The sequence below is a fragment of the Cytobacillus spartinae genome (assembly GCF_042865285.1).
Taxonomy (GTDB): domain Bacteria; phylum Bacillota; class Bacilli; order Bacillales; family Cytobacillaceae; genus Robertmurraya_A; species Robertmurraya_A spartinae.
Map to the genome: position 1 here is coordinate 264,871 of NZ_JBIACK010000003.1, position 19,214 is coordinate 284,084.

16 protein-coding genes and 1 pseudogene are annotated in these 19,214 nt (G+C 36.4%); 7 read left to right on the plus strand and 10 right to left on the minus strand.

The annotated features are described in order from the left end of the window. Positions 1–31: 31 nt before the first annotated feature. A complete protein-coding gene (locus ACFYKX_RS09200) occupies positions 32–2,530 on the minus strand; it encodes a GGDEF domain-containing protein (RefSeq protein ID WP_389360308.1) in 2,499 nt (832 codons plus the stop codon). Between the two features lie 297 nt (positions 2,531–2,827). Between ACFYKX_RS09200 and ACFYKX_RS09205 the strand changes: the two genes are divergently transcribed. Genes ACFYKX_RS09205 through ACFYKX_RS09220 form a run of 4 tightly spaced genes read left to right on the plus strand, consistent with a single transcriptional unit; the run spans position 2,828 to position 6,790 of the window. Further along, positions 2,828–3,901: an iron-siderophore ABC transporter substrate-binding protein gene (locus tag ACFYKX_RS09205; RefSeq protein WP_389360310.1), complete on the plus strand. Its 1,074-nt coding sequence runs from the start codon at positions 2,828–2,830 to the stop codon at positions 3,899–3,901. Then, a complete protein-coding gene (locus ACFYKX_RS09210; RefSeq protein WP_389360314.1) occupies positions 3,901–4,935 on the plus strand; it encodes a FecCD family ABC transporter permease in 1,035 nt (344 codons plus the stop codon). The genes ACFYKX_RS09205 and ACFYKX_RS09210 overlap by 1 nt, the downstream gene beginning before the upstream one ends. Then, positions 4,932–5,963: a FecCD family ABC transporter permease gene (locus ACFYKX_RS09215; protein ID WP_389360316.1), complete on the plus strand. Its 1,032-nt coding sequence runs from the start codon at positions 4,932–4,934 to the stop codon at positions 5,961–5,963. Before ACFYKX_RS09210 ends, ACFYKX_RS09215 begins: the two co-directional genes overlap by 4 nt. Continuing rightward, the gene (locus ACFYKX_RS09220) at positions 5,963–6,790 is read left to right on the plus strand and encodes an ABC transporter ATP-binding protein (RefSeq protein ID WP_389360318.1); all 828 of its coding nucleotides are present in this window, start codon (positions 5,963–5,965) and stop codon (positions 6,788–6,790) included. The genes ACFYKX_RS09215 and ACFYKX_RS09220 overlap by 1 nt, the downstream gene beginning before the upstream one ends. 130 nt (positions 6,791–6,920) lie before the next feature. Here ACFYKX_RS09220 and ACFYKX_RS09225 read toward each other — a convergent pair whose 3' ends face one another. Both ACFYKX_RS09225 and ACFYKX_RS09230 read right to left on the minus strand, forming a co-directional pair. Then, the gene (locus ACFYKX_RS09225; RefSeq protein WP_389360320.1) at positions 6,921–7,325 is read right to left on the minus strand and encodes a hypothetical protein; all 405 of its coding nucleotides are present in this window, start codon (positions 7,323–7,325) and stop codon (positions 6,921–6,923) included. Between the two features lie 206 nt (positions 7,326–7,531). Next, on the minus strand, positions 7,532–8,188 hold the full coding sequence (locus ACFYKX_RS09230) for an HAD family hydrolase (protein ID WP_389360322.1): 657 nt from the start codon (positions 8,186–8,188) through the stop codon (positions 7,532–7,534). Between the two features lie 505 nt (positions 8,189–8,693). Here ACFYKX_RS09230 and ACFYKX_RS09235 point away from each other — a divergent pair. Beyond that, positions 8,694–10,943 carry an Ig-like domain-containing protein gene (locus ACFYKX_RS09235; RefSeq protein WP_389360324.1) on the plus strand — a complete coding sequence of 750 codons (2,250 nt, stop codon included), beginning with the start codon at positions 8,694–8,696 and terminating at the stop codon, positions 10,941–10,943. Between the two features lie 417 nt (positions 10,944–11,360). On the opposite strand, the gene ACFYKX_RS09240 is transcribed toward ACFYKX_RS09235, so the two are convergent. Beyond that, positions 11,361–11,981, minus strand: coding sequence for a hypothetical protein (locus tag ACFYKX_RS09240; RefSeq protein WP_389360326.1), 621 nt, complete (start codon positions 11,979–11,981; stop codon positions 11,361–11,363). Between the two features lie 240 nt (positions 11,982–12,221). Here ACFYKX_RS09240 and ACFYKX_RS09245 point away from each other — a divergent pair, with 240 nt between their 5' ends. Further along, positions 12,222–13,124, plus strand: coding sequence for a ferritin family protein (locus tag ACFYKX_RS09245; RefSeq protein ID WP_389360328.1), 903 nt, complete (start codon positions 12,222–12,224; stop codon positions 13,122–13,124). Positions 13,125–13,387: 263 nt separating this feature from the next. On the opposite strand, the gene ACFYKX_RS09250 is transcribed toward ACFYKX_RS09245, so the two are convergent. Next, entirely contained in the window at positions 13,388–13,831 is a 444-nt protein-coding gene (locus ACFYKX_RS09250) for a hypothetical protein (RefSeq protein WP_389360330.1), read from the minus strand. A 95-nt stretch (positions 13,832–13,926) separates the two neighbouring features. Further along, on the minus strand, positions 13,927–15,462 hold the full coding sequence (locus ACFYKX_RS09255) for a M3 family metallopeptidase (protein WP_389360332.1): 1,536 nt from the start codon (positions 15,460–15,462) through the stop codon (positions 13,927–13,929). A gap of 120 nt (positions 15,463–15,582) precedes the next feature. Here ACFYKX_RS09255 and ACFYKX_RS09260 point away from each other — a divergent pair. Next, positions 15,583–16,535 (plus strand): annotated as a pseudogene (locus ACFYKX_RS09260) (arsenic resistance protein). 74 nt (positions 16,536–16,609) lie between these two features. Here ACFYKX_RS09260 and ACFYKX_RS09265 read toward each other — a convergent pair. From ACFYKX_RS09265 to ACFYKX_RS09280, 4 genes are all read right to left on the minus strand, one after another. Then, a complete protein-coding gene (locus ACFYKX_RS09265; RefSeq protein WP_389360334.1) occupies positions 16,610–17,014 on the minus strand; it encodes a hypothetical protein in 405 nt (134 codons plus the stop codon). 57 nt (positions 17,015–17,071) lie between these two features. After that, positions 17,072–17,317: a hypothetical protein gene (locus ACFYKX_RS09270; protein WP_389360336.1), complete on the minus strand. Its 246-nt coding sequence runs from the start codon at positions 17,315–17,317 to the stop codon at positions 17,072–17,074. A gap of 90 nt (positions 17,318–17,407) precedes the next feature. Continuing rightward, on the minus strand, positions 17,408–17,971 hold the full coding sequence (locus ACFYKX_RS09275) for a group-specific protein (RefSeq protein WP_389360338.1): 564 nt from the start codon (positions 17,969–17,971) through the stop codon (positions 17,408–17,410). A gap of 127 nt (positions 17,972–18,098) precedes the next feature. Next, positions 18,099–18,977, minus strand: a complete 879-nt coding sequence (locus ACFYKX_RS09280) for an alpha/beta fold hydrolase (RefSeq protein ID WP_389360340.1) — start codon at positions 18,975–18,977, stop codon at positions 18,099–18,101. Positions 18,978–19,214 lie beyond the last annotated feature (237 nt).

The following is a 19,214-nucleotide window of genomic DNA, read 5'->3' on the forward strand; positions in this document are numbered from 1 at the left end:
GTAACCTGTCCCTCATACCTTTTTTCCAGCTTCAACTAATCTCCCAATAACAACACACACGATTCTTACCTTGCTCTTTGGCATACCTTTCTGCAAGATCAGCTTTGTCTATGAGCTCCTGCATCGTGGTAGGAGAATCCTTATCAACACTCGATACACCTACACTTGCTGTTATCTGGTACGTATCGTTCACATATATTTTCCGTATTTCATTTAGAATGCGGTGGGCTACCCCCATGGCCATCTCGGAATAGGTGTTAGGTAGAATCACAATTAATTCCTCCCCACCATAACGGCCAACAATATCGCCACTGCGTACAGAATGCTGGATGGCTTTAGCCACCTTCTCCAAAATACGATCCCCTTCTGCATGACCGAACTGGTTATTGACGTATCTAAAATTATCAATATCTAACATAATAAAAGAGAGGTCGTTTTGGTAATCAGTTGTTTTATGAAACTCTTCTTGCAACCTTTTAATGAAAAAGTTTCGGTTATATAGGTTCGTCAAATCATCCACATGGACTAACTCGTTAAAGATGACATTTTCAATCTTTGGAGAGGTAAATTGCAAAAATTGTTCTAGATAATAGAAGCTTTCACCAGAAAGAATTTTTTGATTCTTTATCAGAACAATGGCTACAACCTCCTTCTCATTGGAGAAAATCGGAAAACCATTAAAATACGAGTTGCCGAACTGTAAATGACTTACTCTCTTTTCTTTAATCACCTTCGTTAAGGTTGCGTCCACTTTTTCATCAGTCACCTCTTCACTTTGCAGCTTATCACTGACAAATAAAGTCTTCGTCCTTTTTCTATCGATAATAAAATGAAAGTAAACTTCATCGAACGTCATATTTTCATGTAAAACCTTCGTTATATTTTTACAGACATCCTCTAGGTGATTAGCAGAATGAACCAATCGAATGCTGTCAAACATGATTTCATTGTTGGTTAGAAGATTCATTAATTCTAGCTGCTTATTTGATGAGATTTCTAACAATAGTTGATCAATTGCTTTTATATTTCGTTCCATTTCTGTTTGTCTCAAAAGATTTGTGACCCTAGTAAAATAACTCTTTGCCCTAATAAAATATAGCCTGGCTTGGATATAAGACTTAGTTTCCAAGTAAAACAATCCCTTATAATAATAGACATAGCTCAGATAACCAAAGTAACCTTTGTTATAAACCAACTTCTCAAAGGAATACACATACTTTGCGAAGGCTTCTTCCTGGCCTGTTTTGATTAATGAGTCTAATAGAATCATTAAAAATTCTATCTTTAATTCTACAGTTAGGTTTTCTTTTTCGAGGCATTTAGTTGCAATTGAAATGGTTTGATCATACTGCTTAAGTAAAGAATCATATTGGCATTGAAGTAATAATTGATTAACTTGATCCTTATGTTTTTCGCACATTTTTTTGACAAAGGGCCAAAGCCTCTTTGCTTTCTTTTCTTCATTTTGTCTTAAGTAGATTTTAAATTGAAAAACTAGTGCATCCACTCTAGCAATCGTCAGGTTTGTACTCCTCAGATTAGGTTTTAATTCATGAATCAGCTTTAACGCTCGAGGATAATCCTCAATGAGATAGTAAAGCTTTACCAAATTCATTTCATTGAAGTTTGAATTGATGGATTTTCCTAGCGCTTTTGATTGATCGGCCAACTCTAGGGCATGGCTGGTGTCCCCCAAATACTGATAGAACATAAATAGATTTGAATTGGTTGCCATCTCATGTTGTTTATTTCCTAACTTTAATGCTAGATCCCTAGACTTTAGCATGTACTCCTTAGCTTTAATAACGTTCTCTTCCAATAATCCAATTCCCATTAGGTTATAGATGTTCATTAACATAGATGGTTGGTGGCTCTGCTCCGCCAAAGATTCTGCTTCATAGATGAATGGGGCCCTTTCTTCCCAGGTACTACCGTTCAGCAACTGTAGAATATGCAGATTGTATATCCAGCGTATATAGTCTTCTATTTTCAACTTTTCTCTAAGCATCATACTGTTCGCTTTATGATACCGGACCATCTCATGAATAAGCGATGTATCTCGGCCAGTATAAGAGTAAAAATATCCTAAAATCACTTGGAGTTGTAACTTCTCAAATGTAGAGACTGACGGAGAATGGAGACGTTTTAAGTAAGAATTCTCATATTGCTTCAAAAGTGATAAATCACGAAGATCAATACTGATATATCCTACTCTTATAAAGGCATATATAGAATGATGCTGCATGTATTGCTTATTAAAAAGGGTTAACGCATGTTTTAGATTACCGCTTTTTTCTAAAACATTCCCAAACATGAGCTGTACACTCAAAGGTGGCTCTCTGTCCACATAGTTTTTATAAAGTACAAAAGCCTCTTCTATGCTTTCTTTAGCATCGGAAAAAAAACCTTCCCTATAAGCTTTCCTAGCTTTTAGTAGACGAGAGGCTAATGCATCCCTGCCCTGACCGGCTTCTTCACAATGCGAAGCCTTAGCAACCTTGATATTCCCTTTTTCATTTACGTCATGCATGTGACGAATCTCCTTACATATCTTTTCATTCATGAATTGAACTAGGATTTTTAATATATGTATTCCACAAAGAAACTTGTTTTTCCTTCTTCTGGAACAAGGGGACAGCTTCACTATCTTAGCTTTACTGAGGCACGGTAACTCACCTTCTTCTCTCCCTTTTTTATCCGAAATTTTGTCGCTTGTGTGACAATTAAAATATTTAGTTGACAATCTATTATAAAATGATGATAATGATAATTATTATCACTGATAACAATTTTCAATCACATCAACGTATTAAGGAAGGGATTTAAAATGAAGGCTAAACAAAAGATCTTATTCATCACTACATTACTTATGACCATGCTTATGGTTGCTCTAGTTGGTTGTTCAAGTCAGGAAACAAGTACAGAATCCGAATCAGCTTCAACCGAAGAGTCTAAAACAGAAACAGCTACTTCTGAAGAAGAATCAAAAACTGAATATCCAATTACAATCAAGCATGCATTGGGTGAAACGGTAATTGAAGAAAAGCCTGAACGTGTTGTTTCGATTTCGTGGGCAAATCATGATGTTGTTCTTGCTCTTGGTGTAGTTCCTGTTGGTTTCTCAGCTGCAAACTATGGAGTTCAAGATGATAGCGGAATGTTACCTTGGACTGCAGAAAAACTAAAAGAACTTGGGGAAGAGAACCCTACTATCTTCCAAGATACGGACGGTCTAGATTTTGAAGCAATTTCAGATGCTAATCCAGATGTTATTCTTGCAGCATACTCCGGTATTACTCCAGAAGAATATGAAACATTAAGTCAAATCGCCCCAGTTGTTGCTTATCAAACTAGTCCTTGGGTAGCTTCATGGCGTGAACAAGTGACATACAATTCAATGGGGATGGGAATGGAAGAAGAAGGCAAACAACTTATTGCTGATACAGAGAAATTAATTCAAGATAAAGCAAATGAACACCCTGAACTCAAAGGAAAAAAAGCTGCATTCGTAAGTCTTAACGCTGCTGATTTATCGAAGTTCTATATCTACTCACCAACAGATCCACGTGGTGCGTTCCTTGCTGAGTTAGGAATGGAATACCCTGAAAGTATTACAAGTCAAGTTCCTGAGGGTAGTTTCTATATTGAAGTAAGTGCTGAAAATGCAGATATGCTTAATGATGCTGATATTTTCGTATCATATGGGAACGATGATACTCTTGCCGCTCTACAAGCTGATCCTATCCTTGGAAAAATCCCTGCAGTAGAGAGAGGTTCTGTTGTTATCATTGGAGATAACACTCCACTTGCAGCGGCTGGAAATCCAAACCCACTTGCGATTCAATACTCAATTGACGAGTATTTAACTTTACTTTCAGAAGCTGTAAGCAAGTTGAAATAATGGCTAACATATCCGTTTCAGAAAATAAGCAGTTTCTTATTCCGAAAAACCTCATAAAAGTATTGATTCTTTCTATGATTTTACTCGGTATAAGCGTATTGGCTTCTCTTGCTTTTGGGTCTCGTACGGTGGGATGGACAGAACTAATGAATGGTTTATTCCATCCTGATGTACAATCACACGGAGCAAGTGTGGTTCGCCATAGGATTGCTAGAACTGTATTTTGTATCATGTGTGGGGCTGCATTAGGAGTCTCCGGGGCTCTTATGCAATCGGTTACCCGCAACCCTATTGCAGATCCCAGCATATTAGGAGTTAACACAGGGGCAGCACTATTCGTCGTTTGTGGAATATCCTTTTTCAATATGGGTACGGCTAGTCAATACATTTGGTTTGCATTAGCAGGAGCAATTTTAACTGCCATTTTTGTATTCGGAATTGGTTCGATGGGGAGTGGCGGTGCCACGCCCCTCAAACTCGTTTTAGCGGGTGCTGCTACAAGTGCTGCCCTTTCGTCTCTTGTAATGGCCATTATGATCCCCCGCACAAACGTGATGGATCAATTTAGATTTTGGCAGGTTGGTAGTGTTGGGGCAGGAAACTGGAACTCTATCACGATCTTTATTCCTTTTCTAATTATAGGGATATTAATCGCGTTACTCACAGCTCCTGCACTGAATGCATTGGCATTGGGTGATGAAGCTGCTACTGGTTTAGGTGTACGAACTGGCACACTTAGACTTATTGCTGCTTTTGGTGGCGTTCTATTGTGTGGTGTAGCAACAGCATTAGCAGGTCCTATTGGCTTTATCGGTTTACTAGCTACCCACGTGATGCGACTTCTAATTGGACCTGATTTGCGATATATTATTCCGATGTCAGCTCTTTCAGGTGCGGTTATTTTAACGATATCGGATGTGTGTGGCAGGCTAATCGGTTCACCTGGTGAGCTTGAAGTCGGGGTAGTGACTGCATTTATCGGGGCTCCTATCTTAATCTTAATAACTATGAAAGCGAAAATGCGTGCGTTATGATGAATGAATCCGTGAATCTTATTATGGTAGGTAGAACCAAGAGACGTCGTCGTTTTATACTCGTGACTTCCATCCTTGCAATGATTGCTTTCGCACTTTGCTGCACAATGCTTATGCTCGGAAACACGATTTATCCCGTTCAGGATGTAATACGTGTTCTACTTGGTGAGGACGTGAAAGGTGCAACATTTGCAGTCGGTACGATTCGTTTTCCGAGAATGATTGCAGGTATTTTTGCTGGATTTGCGTTTGGAGTTTCTGGATATGTCTTTCAGACCATGTTACGAAATCCTTTGGCAAACCCAAATGTGATTGGAATAACAGCTGGTTCAAGTGCAGCCGCTGTTTTTTGTATCATTGTTCTTCAAGCAAGTAATACGGTTGTATCGATCGCTTCTGTGATCGGTGGACTCGCTACAGTGATAATTATTTTCTTATTATCGAGAGGAACTTCTTTTTCAATTGGTAGATTAATATTAGTAGGAATCGGAATTCAAGCGATGTTAAACGCTATTATTTCCTATTTGCTACTTATCGGTCAGCAACACGATATTCCTACTGCAATGAGATGGTTAAGTGGTAGTCTAAATGGAGCTAAGATGGAAAACCTTTACCCTCTTATGATTACCGTTCTAATTTTTGCCCCAATTATAATCGGACTTGGGAGACGATTAGATATGTTAGAACTTGGGGAGCAAGCAGCTACTTCACTGGGAATCCATACAGATAAGACCAGACTTGTCCTTATTATCAGTTCTGTTCTTATCATTGCCTTAGCTACCGCTACAACAGGACCCATTGCCTTTGTCGCATTCCTTTCTGGACCCATCGCAAAAAGATTAGTTGGTGTTGGGTTTTCAGGCGTTATTCCAGCAGGACTTGTTGGCATCATTTTAGTTTTAGCATCCGATCTTATTGGGCAATTTGCATTCACTGCTAGATACCCTGTTGGTGTTATAACAGGTATTCTTGGGGCACCATACTTGATCTACTTGCTAATCCGAATGAATCGAAAGGGAGATTTATAATGAAACCGACACATACTTTTCAATCTGAAGGAATCACTGCTGGATACGATAATAACACCATTTTACACGATGTAAGCATTTCAATTCCTAGCAATAAAATCAGCATTATCATTGGATCCAATGGGTGTGGAAAATCGACATTACTTAAAACGATGGCTAGGCTGATTAAACCTACATCTGGGCAAGTTACGTTGGACGGAAAACCGATTCAAAAAATACCTCCGAAGCAGCTAGCCCGTGTGTTAGGGCTTTTGCCGCAATCCCCTATTGTTCCTGAGGGAATAACCGTAGCAGATTTGGTTGGAAGAGGAAGGTATCCACATCAATCGTTTCTAAAAGGCTGGTCAAAAAAAGATTATGAAGCGGTTGCTGAGGCAATGGAGATTATGAAGATTACTGAATTTGCGGATCGACATATTGATGAACTTTCAGGCGGTCAAAGACAGCGTGTGTGGATTGCAATGGCTCTAGCACAACAAACAGACATCCTGTTTCTTGATGAACCGACCACCTATTTAGATATTACCTATCAAGTTGAAATCCTTGACCTACTGACAGACCTAAACCAAAAACTCGGAACAACAATAGTCATGGTCCTTCATGATATTAACTTGTCTGCCCGTTATGCTGACCATATATTTGCTCTTCATAGAGGAAAGCTAGTTGCAGAGGGTGAGCCATCAGAGGTGATATCAAGCTCATTGATTGAGGACATTTTCGGTCTTCACTGCACGGTCATCGAAGACCCCGTTTCGGGCTCCCCTTCTGTCATACCGATTGGACGATATCATAATAAGGTGAGGCAAAAAAGTAAACAATGGGTTTAAAAAAGTAAGTACCTTTACCGGGGTAAAAGTGCCTGTCACTCCTCGAATACTGTCGGTGACTTTGACAAAAGTTGAGGAGTGACAAGTACTTATCATAAACCTAAACTCTACCTTTTAGTAGAATATAAACTTAATTGATCGGTTCTTCTGTTTCTCTAGTAATCATCCATTTATCGTTAATCAATCTCCAATTTTCAATGGTGAATAACCGTGCTAATACTTGCTCCTCTTTTACAATCAATTGCTCATAAAACACTACGGCACTTTCGTTATTTCTTAATCGAATGACTCTATTTTCAAACCTCTTACTTGCACCTAAAAAATGTTTAACTGATTGCTCCATACCACTTACAGCTTCCTGTTTGGTGAAAAAAATTGGTTTTCCACTTCCACTATTAAAGAAAGCTACATAGTAATCCTCTGTCATTCTTTCTACTGAGGATGTGTCCCCTGAACTCATTGCCTGGTTCCAATCGAGGATAAACTCGTCATGCATTTTGGTAAATTCATTTAAGCGGTTTTTTAATTCAAGCATTGTAGGCCCTCACTTTGAATCTAATTTGTTAGTCTGTTGTTCGCCACAACTATTCGTTTTTCCTTCAAGCTAAACTACGTCGTTAAAATAAGAGGCGACTGCCCTAACTAGACTTTATGTACATTGACCTTCACATGATTATCCTTATACGCCTTAAAATTACATATCTCTGTCATGTTAAACTATAAATTTTCAAGTATACGAACTTATGTAAAATAACTTAGCAATCTTTCAAAGGACCTGATCTCATCATACGGTTTAATCCCGGTATCATTTTTGATCCTATGAGGGTTGAGCCATATGCCCTTTATATTTGCATTTTGACAACCACGAATATCCTTTTCGATGTCATCTCCAACGAATAGTGCAGCTTCCGGTTGCACATTAAGCTTATTTAATGCAAATTCAAATATGCGTTTGTCGGGTTTACTAAACCCCACTTCTTCAGAAATAAGGATAGTTTCAAAACAACTATGTAAATTAGTGTTGATGATCTTTGCTTTTTGCCTCTGAGTTGAGCCGTTTGTTATAATGGCCACTTTAACATACCTCTTTATCGTATTTACAATATTTATAGTATCTTGGTTTATGGAAAAGCATTGAGGAAAATGATGATTCCAAAAATCTTGAATGGAACTTTGTGCTAATCTATACTTTGGTGGGAATTCATCAAAAAAAGACTCCAAAACTCTTACTTTTTCATTATTTCCATAGTCTCTTTTATCATAATCTTTGAATTTTTGTAGCATTTTCTTTTCTGTTGAATGTTTAACAACCCCATAACACTTTTCTAAAATTAGCAAGAACATGTTCTCTACTGCCTTTTCCCTATTAAGCAAGGTATCATCTAGATCAAATAGCATTGCCTCATAACCTCTCAAATTCCATCACGGCCTTTCTGGTAAAAGTGCCTGTCACTTCTCGATTTAAGGATAGTGGTGTGTTTCTTCTTGTATACAAATATGCATAATACGAGTAGCAATTGGCACGTTATCTTAGGACAAACGATATAACTAAGTCATACTAAAAATAGGGTAGCGAGGAACCACAGCATAGTATTTCCCTCAATATAAAATCCATCTTTTAACTATACTGCAAATAACTGCTGTGTTTGTAGTATAAATAGGACCCATATTGCCTCCACGTCAAATCCTAATCCTGGTATACATGTGCACAAATATAGAAGGTGCATTCTATTACTCTTTTGAAGGCGATACCGTAGATAAGAAATCGATACTTTAAGTGAAATACTTCACAATAATATATGATGATAAAGATAAGCTAATTATCAGTTAAATAGGCTTCAACACTTACATATTTCCAAATTACTCATAAATTGTACTAATTATACTAAAAGGAGTGAATATTTTGGGCATAAGAATGTGCTCAGAGTTTGAAAGACTCTTGAGAGCTATGATTAACAAAAGAATTCAGTTAATAATCCCTGCAAGTCCCCCTGCTGCACGAAGACCAAATATTACCGGAAAATTAATAGAAGTAACTGAAGAGATTGTAAGAATGGAATTATCATCAGGGCATGATAATTCCCAAGAATCAAAGATTGGTGTATATCGAATAAAAGATATTATTGGATTTGTGCCAGCTAGTGACCAAGGGTGTGGTGAAGAAGACCCTTTAACTGAACCCCTTAGTAATCTTATTGGAAGGCAATTAGAGGTTTATACAACTTCCCAATTGGAAGCAGTTTCAGGGGTATTAGTAGAAGTACAAGAAGACTTCATCAGATTAGAAGTAGACAATACTCAAGGTGGAAAGGATATCGTCACTATAAGAACTAGCGACATCACTAGATATGTTGATCGTGGTAGACCTGATCCTGGTACTGATCCTGGACAGGTTATTCTTTCTGTTACTGTGCAATGGCCTGATGGTGCCGAGCATCCTGATGAAGTCAATGTCTCCCTAATAAGAGAAGATGTTGTAACAGTCGTCCGTACAATTGATAATGTGGCAACCTTTCAAACAGACCCGAGTGGAGATGTTGTTATTAAAGGAGAAGATGTCCCCGGCTTTATTACCCCAGCTAAACAAATTCGCTTAAAAGGTAGCCAAAGCTATGTGACAGAAACCTTAGAATATGTAGCAAGTGATATACCTGTTGCAGGCATTAGAATAGATAATATTGAACCATTTCGATTATTTGAGGGTGAACAAGGAGAACTAACTGCAACGGTACTTCCTGAGAATGCAAATAACCAATCTGTTTCTTGGAATAGCAACACACCATCTGTTGCTACTGTTAACGATCAAGGAATAGTAAATGCAATTTCTGAAGGAGAAGCTCTTATTTCAGTAACTACAGATGAAGGGGGATTTTCTGATTCAATTATAGTAAGAGTTGTCAGTATAGAACAAGTAATTAACCCCCAACCAATTACTGCTATTAGTGGTGAACTAGTTGTACTTCCTGAAACTGTTTCTGTAGTTTTAAGTGATAATATGACAAAGAGTGTACCAGTAACGTGGGAAACAGAAACTGGCCAACCGGTGGGAAATACATTTGAAATACCCTCAGATCCTGGTACTTCTTACACACTAATTGGAAATGTAGAAAATACCGTCCTAACTGCTGAGTTACTAATTGCAGTAGATTCTAGTCAAGATGCTGTTCCAGTTACAGGAGTACATGTAGAACCACAAACTTCGTCTTTGTATGTGGGTGGAGAATTACAGTTAACTGCAACTGTTACCCCAGAGAATGCTACAACACAAACTTTGACTTGGCGTTCTTCCGATAACAATGTTGCAACCGTCTCGGAAGATGGATTAGTTAAAGCAATTTCACCTGGTTTTGCAGTTATAACTATTGAAACAGTTGAAGGTGGGTTTCAAGCTTATTCACAATTAACAGTTACTGCCGTACCAGAAATTGAATTAATCTATCCAACCCAAGAAGTTTACACAAGTCCAGAAGAAGTAATGATAAACGTTGAGAATTTAGTTGAATATACACCAATTATTGTACCAACCACCTACTATGTGAGAGTAGAACAATCAGGCAGCAGTCGTTTACTTGGAGAAGGTGAAGTGGTGATTGGTCCTGAAACATCAGTATTCAACCTATACACAGCAACACTTTTTAGAACAACTAACAATTATAGTGCTAGATACTTTGTCACTATGAGTACCGATCCTACCTTCCCACCAGAAGAAGATTTAACATTACGCACAAACTTTACTATTGGAACAGCAGTACCAACAGTACCTCAAGATAACATTAACGTTACCAAAATAATGGTTGGTGGTCCAAGAGCAGGTAATCCAGAAAACATTACCTTTATTCTTGCCAGAGAGCTAAGTGGGATTGACATCGCAGACGTAACATTTGAAGACTACTTAGACAGTAGCACTGGTCTATTTATTGATGAGGTAAAAATGATAGGAATGACTAATGAAGAAGGCATAGTCATTTGGGAAGAACCTCGAGAAACACTAAAGCTAGGAGGATATGTATTACTTGAGGGAACACCACCAGGATATATAAATAATTTAAATTTACCTGATCCTAATTCCGAGGACGGATCGCTGTTGAAAGAAGTTCATTTAACAAGAAACTCAGTAATAAATCGAAATGTCATTAACACGTATGTAGGTTAGTCAAACATTAGTGAACAAAGACTTTACAATAGATAATAAAAAAGGGAAGAAATAAATTCTTAAGGTTAATTTCTTTCCTTTTTTATTAAACTTCCCTGTCCTTTCTCGATTTCTGTCGGTAAAAATGACTAAATGGAGAAGTGACAGGCATTTATTTATTTCCCCTAACTGTTTATAAACATATTCATCATGAGCTAGAGTTAATGTCTTTGCTTTAAGGTAGCTGCAAGAAATCCAAAATAAGAAAGAAGTGAACTTGCACAGATCCCGACTTAAACAATCTGATGATAAGAACTAAAGGAGGACAAACATATATTCAAATCATTATCGTACGTATGGTAAAAGCGCTTGTCACTCCTCGAATACTGTAAGTGAGTTCGAGGAATGACCATAATTTTTTTTATTAGCTTTTTCCGTTTAGTCATTATTAGCTTTTTCATTATTACCCATCTTTTTATATGCAATCGATCTTGCTTCATGGGCTCTTGAAATACCTTGAGAATTTTGAATCGGTGTAAGGATTTTAATTGCTTTATTTGCATAGTTAATAATCTCTTCATTAGTTGCACTAACTATCCCTTTATTACCTAAATCCGCCATAATAATCCAATACCAACCTACACCTTGAAGGTATTCACTTGTATTCCCTGCTTCGAATACTTTTTTTGCTTTCCTTAGGAAATTCAACCCCTCTTCAATTCTTCTACTAGAAAGTAGATTTATTCCTGTAGAGAATAGACTTTGAGCATATGCAATCGTACTTCCTGAAAGTCTAGCACTCTCCATTTCTTTCTTATTAATCTCATTAGCTTCTTCTGTTCTCCCTAACTCCCGTAACATTCCAGCTTGACGTAAATAGCATTGAGCCAATAGTTTTTGTGCTTGCGTAAAATTAACTTCATTATTTTTCATATATTTATGAATTTCATTTTCTATTTGTATATACTGTTGTAATGCTCTGTCGTATTTATCTACTTGCTCAAATGATACTAAAGTTTCCTCTATTTTTTCTTCTAGGTAAAGGAGTTTGTTTGACATTTTTCGGCTCCGTTTCATTATCTTTTATGATATCGAGAAGTGACGAGCACTTATTTTTTTCCATCTCAATCCCTTCACTACTTTAGAAATTCTGCACTTATTTACCATCAATGAACTAGAGTTAATCTCCCGCCTTGAAGGTAACTGCAATAAATCCAAAATAATAAAGAATTGAACTTGCACAGACACCCATGTTTAGACCATATGATAATTAGATAGTTAAACTAAAGGAGGACAAACATGTATTCGAATCATTATGGTCCACATTACTATGATTATTATCGCATGCCAAGTGACATTCACCTTGTAAGTGATATTCAGAAAGCCATTAATGCAGAGTATAGTGCTGTTGCTTGTTATAAGAAAATAGCAAATATGGCACCTACAAAGGATGAAAGGAACAGAATTATTGAGATACAAAAAGATGAAGTACGTCATCTTGAAGAATTCAGCAGAATTTATACAAACCTAACAGGAAAAAAGCCATCCTATCAAGTCATTGAGGAATGTCCAGATAAGTATAAAGCAGCAATACAATTTGCTTTTAAAGATGAACAAGAAGCTGTGGATTTTTACTTAGATATAGCTGATAAGGCGCAGGATCCAGTGATTAAAGAAAGGTTTCGGCGTGCAGCGGCAGATGAACAAAACCACGCTGTATGGTTTTTATCTTTTTATACTAAACCAAGGCCAACAAGCACCAATCGGCAAAATAACAATTATGGTGCCACAGGGGCATTAAGTGCCTCAACTTTAACTTTCCCTCAAATGTTGACATATGCCCTTCAAGACGAGTACCTTGCTCAAGCAAGATATGATAATATTCTAGGAAACTTTGGATCTATACGTACATTTGTACAAATAAAAGAAGCTGAGATGAGACATATAAATGCTTTATTACCGCTTTTTGAACGTTATCAAGTGCCATTACCCGAGGATAAATCGCTGTCATTCGTCACAACTCCAGAAAATATTAAAGCTGCATATGCAGCTGGTGTTCAGGGGGAAATAGACAATATTTCTATGTATGAAAAATTTCTATCCCTGAACATTCCAACGGATGCTCGAACCGTTTTTTCTCAACTACGTAATGCTTCTTTGAACCATCTTGCAGCATTTGAAAGAGGTCTATCAAGGATGTAGTATATAGTCTGGTAGGAATTAAGAAAAAATAACTTAATTCACTCATTTATTAAAGAAATTCTAACAGCTGAATCCACCATTATCTAGAAAATTTAAAGACAACGTTAATTCTACACTCTTGCACACTCTTTCATGATATTGAGGCTTGATCTTTAATGTAATGACCTCTTTCGGTTAAAAGTGCCTGCCACTCCTCAAACACAACCGTTGATCGAAAAAGTTGTGGATTGACAGGTACTTATCTAATCTTAAAGGGACAACTTTTATCTTTGTCTAGAAATCAGTACGATAATAAATAGAAAAACGAAAAACACTAAACCTGATATCATCCAAAAATTAAAACTAAATATATTTATTATTTTATTTCCTATTGGTACATCATGTTTATAAATAGCTTTAACATACTCATTCGGTCTTGTTTCAATGGCTATTGCCTCTTTTATCAGTACACCATTTATTTCAAAATAACGAGTGCCAATCTTATAATAGTTAGAGGCATTTCCATAATAATCACCAGTATAATCATCTGCTCGTGTTTCTACTTTTCCAATTACTTTGCCAACATCATTAGTCGCAATGCTTTCTTCTTCCTTTACTTCGTATACCTTTCCTTCATGAACAACAAACCAATATGCCCATTCTAGAGCGTTAACTTTCGAGTTGGCACTGAAAACAAATATTAAGAATAAAGCCAAAACCTTTTTCAAAAGTTGACCTCCTAACAAATAGACGATTTGACAAGGTGTCTATACCTCTTCAAATACAACCTTTTAATCCAAAAGAGTTATTGAGTGACAGTTACTTATTTTATAACTTTACTTAATGTGTCAGCTAAATAGGAAAACGTAAAATCCTCATCACAGAGCCGCTTTACTCTTTCCTGCCAAGAGTAAAGTTGATTAGGCTCAATATATTTTTCAAGAAGTTCGCTAAAAACCTCTCGATTATTATAAAGACTTTTGATTTTAAACTTCCCACGAATCATATCTCTAACTGCTAGTGCAAAGTTATAGTCCTGAAAAAATGCTGGATTTTCGATATAAAACATCTCACTGCCCGGATGAAAGGTTTCACCTTCATATCCAAATACAGTTTTATAGCATTCGTCTGCAATCTCCTGGAAGCTTCTTTCAGGATTTCTATATAACTCATATTCAACTAGACTATAATAGTAGTTGATTTGGACAAGCTTAAAATCAGTTAACGCATTCACGTCTTTTATTTGTCCTAATATCTCATCGGTTAAATCAAAATTTCTTTTTAAAAATTTTTCATCCGTTACGATTGTTTGAAATAATTCAGCGATGGATTCAGCAGCTATGCTTGAATAAAAACGATAGAATTCTGGGTAATCAAAGGAACCATAGTGACCGTCCAAAATATGTCCCATCTCATGCATTCCAGACAAAACTACAGAATATGCATCTCGTTTATTTACAACTAGTTTAAGCTCATTAGGATTAATGTTAACGGCAAAACCACCATAAGGAATTTCCAACGTTTCAATGGTCACAGAAATGCTTTGTAATGGTATCCCGAGACTATTTACTGCATCACTTAACACTTCTTTTAGTCGTTCAGAGGTAAAAATACTACCTTGAATCCTATGAAAATTAAAGGTGGTAAAATATTGATCATAAAAATGCATACTCTCCCATCCAAACTTTTCATTTATCCGATTACTCCAATACGCAGAAGAATCCTCTAAATTCTTGAGTAAGGCATCCATTTCCGCTATATAACTCTCTATATTAATTTCTTTTAAGCTACATCTAAAATGATAATAGTTGTCATATCCAATACCCTGAGCTAGTTGGTTTCTCTTTTGAATAAGCGTTCTGTATAACTCTTCATTTTCTCGTCCTATTCTTTTTGATTCAAGAAAAAGCTTTTTTCGGAGTTTTCGATCTGGATTTTCCATTACATTGGAGTGAACAGTACCCAAGTTATACTCTTTTCCATCCACCTTAAACGTACTTTCCATTAGTTTCTTTTGTAATGCTTGCTGTATTTTGACTATCTCTGGATGGCTATCAAGTGATTCTTGCTTCATCCTCGATAAAAGCACATCCATTCTTCTGCACCAAATGGGCTCATCCCTTAATCTTTCTTTCCAAACAGTGAAGGTATGTATAAGCTCTTTATTTGTCATTAGTTCGTGTTTGATATGTTGAATTTCTTCGATCCTATTACTATCATGTTCTTGTGAATACATCAGATAGTAAATGCGCTCTTCTTCTTGGTATAAATCGTCCAAGTTCTTAATAGCAGTGTGGTATGCAGATTTCCATTCGTTAACGTCTGAAATTTGAGTTAATCGGTCAAAACCTAGATTCACTACTTACCCCTCCTTATTTTCAGTCTTAATACAATTTAGCAACCTGTTACTAGAATAAGCAAACCTGTAAAGCTATGGTAAAATTACTTGAGCAATATACTTTAGAGGTTGTGATACACAATGAGCTTATTTGAAAAACTATATACTCTTATTATTTTCTTAGCAGTCATGATTGGTATAAGGCTAGGACAAATGGAACTCATAAGATCGAATGCTGAAACCTTTATGCTTCCTTTATTAATAGCCATGCTTTATATAACTTTCTTACCAATACCTATGGAAGTGATAAAGAAATCCTTTAGAAATCGGAAATTTACATATACCGCAGTGATGATAAACTTTGTCTGGACACCGATCCTGGCATGGCTACTAGCGATGGGCTTTCTAGGTGATCATCCCGCTTTGTATATTGGATTTATCATGCTCATGGTGACGCCCTGCACAGACTGGTACTTAATCTTCACAGGGATGGCAAAAGGAAATGTCGCGCTATCAACAGCAATACTACCTTTAAACTTAATCTTACAAGTGATTTTACTACCTATTTACCTGCTTATTTTTGGCGGAACAACTGGGGTTATAGAGTTTTCGTTCTTAGTGGAATGTATCTTGATTGTTTTACTCATCCCATTAGGTTTAGCTTTTCTAACAAAATGCTTTTGAGAAACAAACAACCTTTAAGAGAAACTCTTATTTCAAGGCTCAGCATGTTACCAATCATTTTTCTAAGTCTGGCCATCGTTGCGATGTTCGCATCACAAGGTCAGTTACTACTTGATCATCTAGATCTAATGTGGCAAATTACCATACCGATTCTACTATTTTTTATAGTGAATTTCTTTGTTGGTCAGAAGATTGGACAACTGATGAAGTTTCCGAACTCTGACAGAATAAGTTTAAGCTTGACCACTTTAGCTAGAAATTCACCAATCGCTTTAGCAATCGCGATGACCGCATTTCCGGATCAACCTTTAATCGCTTTAACGCTAGTAATAGGACCCTTATTGGAGTTGCCTGTTCTAGCTGTACTTACCCAATTTTTATTAGTTATTTATAAAGATAATGGAACTTGATGAAAGTGCCTGTCACTCCTCGACAACTGCCAAAAACGAGGGTACCAGGCACTTTTATAATGACTAATTTTACTTCAATTCATCAAACTCTCGATAAAATCATAATCAATTGCATAATCCTCCGATTTATAGAAAAAACCATTATACCTAATCGTATCACTAGAATTTATAATTAGTTCTTTTATTTCTTTTCCTTCTTTATTGAATATGGTTGTTCGAAAACTAAATCCCAAATATCCGAATGAAGGTTTCCCTTTTTGAAAAGTGACAGCGTTTAAATTACTAATAATATGATGAATATGGCTTTTATCTGTAATCTCGACTATGTCCCCGGAATTCCCATTAAAAATGGTTATTTTAGATACATTAGTTGGTTCAACATTTACAACTTTATGTGGTACAAAACTTAATGCAAAAACCACAATCAATATTACTGGTACGACTATGACTCCCCATTTAATCCATCTTCTTTTATTCAAATAAAAAACCCCTTTTGATTTGTCACTGGTCAATTAATAAGTAATTCTACCATCCTATTAACACTTTTTCACATATTCTCGGATATTGAAATGCATTAGTATCACTGCGATAAGCAATACCCCTTCCCATGAAAGAGCAAACTGCCAAAGGCTTGCTAAGATGTGTAAAAATCCACCGATTAGTTCTAATAAAAACAATAAGGGTAGCGTTAGAAGAACATTTTCATTAGGATCAATCGTTCTTTCTAACATCATATTTAGATAATCGCTAAATCGATATCTTTCTTGTGAGATTGAGAGCAAAATAAACCCCGTAATAACTATCCACTTTTTCATTACTTTCAAAATGATATAGATTCGAAATTTCGGTAATTTATGAGGTTAATCTACCTTCTATTTGAGTTCATTCCAAGTGATGATTTCAACATTGCTAACTTCTACTTCTCCAAGACTGAGTACATGTGGGATATAAGGAAACAATCCAAATTTATTTCCTTTTCTACTTTTTTCTTTGTAATATTCAAACGTAGATGAAGGCAACTCTGTAAGTTCTCTATAATCCTTAATATCTAATAATCTAATTTCATCTTCCTCAATAGGTGCCGCTGGACCTTTGTATTTTTCTTGAGAGTAAAGGTAGATCGCATTCTGGTTGTTATTCAGTTTATCAATGGGGATTTTTAAAAATGATTGTTTTTCTTTCGTTTTAATTTCTAAGGCTGTAATAGCTTGGTAGACGTAATGAGGGTGTAAAGGGAGAAAGTGTACAACATCATTCCATAAACAATCTAATTGTGGAATTTGTTTTTTTAGCAGTTTAGGTCTTTCCGGGTGATCAAAATACTTTTCTGTATACTTCTCATACAATTCAGGATAAGACTCCTCCATAGAATTTAAGGGTATCAGTTTATCCCCTTTCATCTGACTCGGTACCATGTGATATACATATTGTTTCATAAACAACACCTCCGTTTTTATGGTTAGTCTTTCTCCTCCCCTTAATGAGCTAATCTAAAGGATGCATTGCTCCACGATATGAAAGCAAAGCATCCTTATGGTTTTGATTAAAATTTCTTCTCCTAAACTACTTATTCCCATTATTTTTAACCAAAAAATTGATTATTTGTTCATTCACAATATCAGCATATTCGATGGTAAGTGAATGATTAGCACCGGGTATTATTTGTGTTTCTAAGTTGGGGATATACCGTTTGGCATTAGCAATTGTTTTTCTAGCAGGATAAATGACTTCATTCTCACCGACAAGTAATAAGGTAGGGGGATGAAAATTTTGAAATACCTCCTCTGTGAAAACTGAAGGCATAACTCGCAGAACTGGCTTAGCATTACTGTAACCTGCGATCACTTGATCCCTAAAAATAGGATGAAGCGGCTTCTTAGTACCCGAAAACCATAGAAAAGCCTTATCAATTAACTTTTCAGTATGAAATAATAATGCTGGGTAAATTTTAATAAAAATGAGTGGACTCATCTTAGAAAAAGTTGCGGCCGGGGCAAAAAGTAACAACTTTGATACCCGCTCTGGATAAGTAATGGCAAAATTTAATGCTAAGAATCCCCCCATGGAATGCCCACCTAAATCACAGGAATCCAACTTCAGTCCATCCATAACCTCCAAGAGCCACTGGGCTGCTTGTTTCTTATTTTTAATCATGGTTTTAGCCTTACTTTTTCCGAAATCCCCGATTGTGTCGATAGCAAATACACAACGCTCGGAAATTAAGTGCTTAATATTTGGATACCACATCGTGCTACTCATGGTCATCCCGTGAAGTAACAAAAGAGGCTTCTTACTCAAATCTCCGAAGACAAGTATGTGTGTCTCACCAAATGATGTCTGTATATTTTTCGTTGAATATGGAGTTCCTACCATCTCTAAAGACTTATCATAAAAATGATAATATTCCATTTCGGCTTTATCATCTTTAAATATTGAAATCATTTGGATCCCTCTTATCTATATATTTACTTCTGATAGGATGCCTTTTAACTACTGGTCTACACATCGAAGATAGAGCCATCCTTAAAAGGATAACAAATCATAAACAATTAATTTTTCAATGAAAATATCAATATCTATATTTTACCATACTTAGTTATCTCTTTATCGTAAATCAAATGCCCGAAACTCACTGGTTACTTAAATAATTGAGCGTCAGCCCTTCTTGTACGCCCCGAT

Excerpts from the sequence above, each read along its gene's own strand:
- ACFYKX_RS09275 (WP_389360338.1), bottom strand. The coding sequence starts at position 17,971 with ATGAAACAATATGTATATCACATGGTACCGAGTCAGATGAAAGGGGAT.
- ACFYKX_RS09205 (WP_389360310.1), top strand. The coding sequence starts at position 2,828 with ATGAAGGCTAAACAAAAGATCTTATTCATCACTACATTACTTATGACC.
- ACFYKX_RS09240 (WP_389360326.1), bottom strand. The coding sequence starts at position 11,981 with ATGTCAAACAAACTCCTTTACCTAGAAGAAAAAATAGAGGAAACTTTA.
- ACFYKX_RS09230 (WP_389360322.1), bottom strand. The coding sequence starts at position 8,188 with ATGCTATTTGATCTAGATGATACCTTGCTTAATAGGGAAAAGGCAGTA.
- ACFYKX_RS09225 (WP_389360320.1), bottom strand. The coding sequence starts at position 7,325 with ATGCTTGAATTAAAAAACCGCTTAAATGAATTTACCAAAATGCATGAC.
- ACFYKX_RS09215 (WP_389360316.1), top strand. The coding sequence starts at position 4,932 with ATGATGAATGAATCCGTGAATCTTATTATGGTAGGTAGAACCAAGAGA.
- ACFYKX_RS09245 (WP_389360328.1), top strand. The coding sequence starts at position 12,222 with ATGTATTCGAATCATTATGGTCCACATTACTATGATTATTATCGCATG.
- ACFYKX_RS09200 (WP_389360308.1), bottom strand. The coding sequence starts at position 2,530 with ATGCATGACGTAAATGAAAAAGGGAATATCAAGGTTGCTAAGGCTTCG.
- ACFYKX_RS09220 (WP_389360318.1), top strand. The coding sequence starts at position 5,963 with ATGAAACCGACACATACTTTTCAATCTGAAGGAATCACTGCTGGATAC.
- ACFYKX_RS09210 (WP_389360314.1), top strand. The coding sequence starts at position 3,901 with ATGGCTAACATATCCGTTTCAGAAAATAAGCAGTTTCTTATTCCGAAA.
- ACFYKX_RS09280 (WP_389360340.1), bottom strand. The coding sequence starts at position 18,977 with ATGATTTCAATATTTAAAGATGATAAAGCCGAAATGGAATATTATCAT.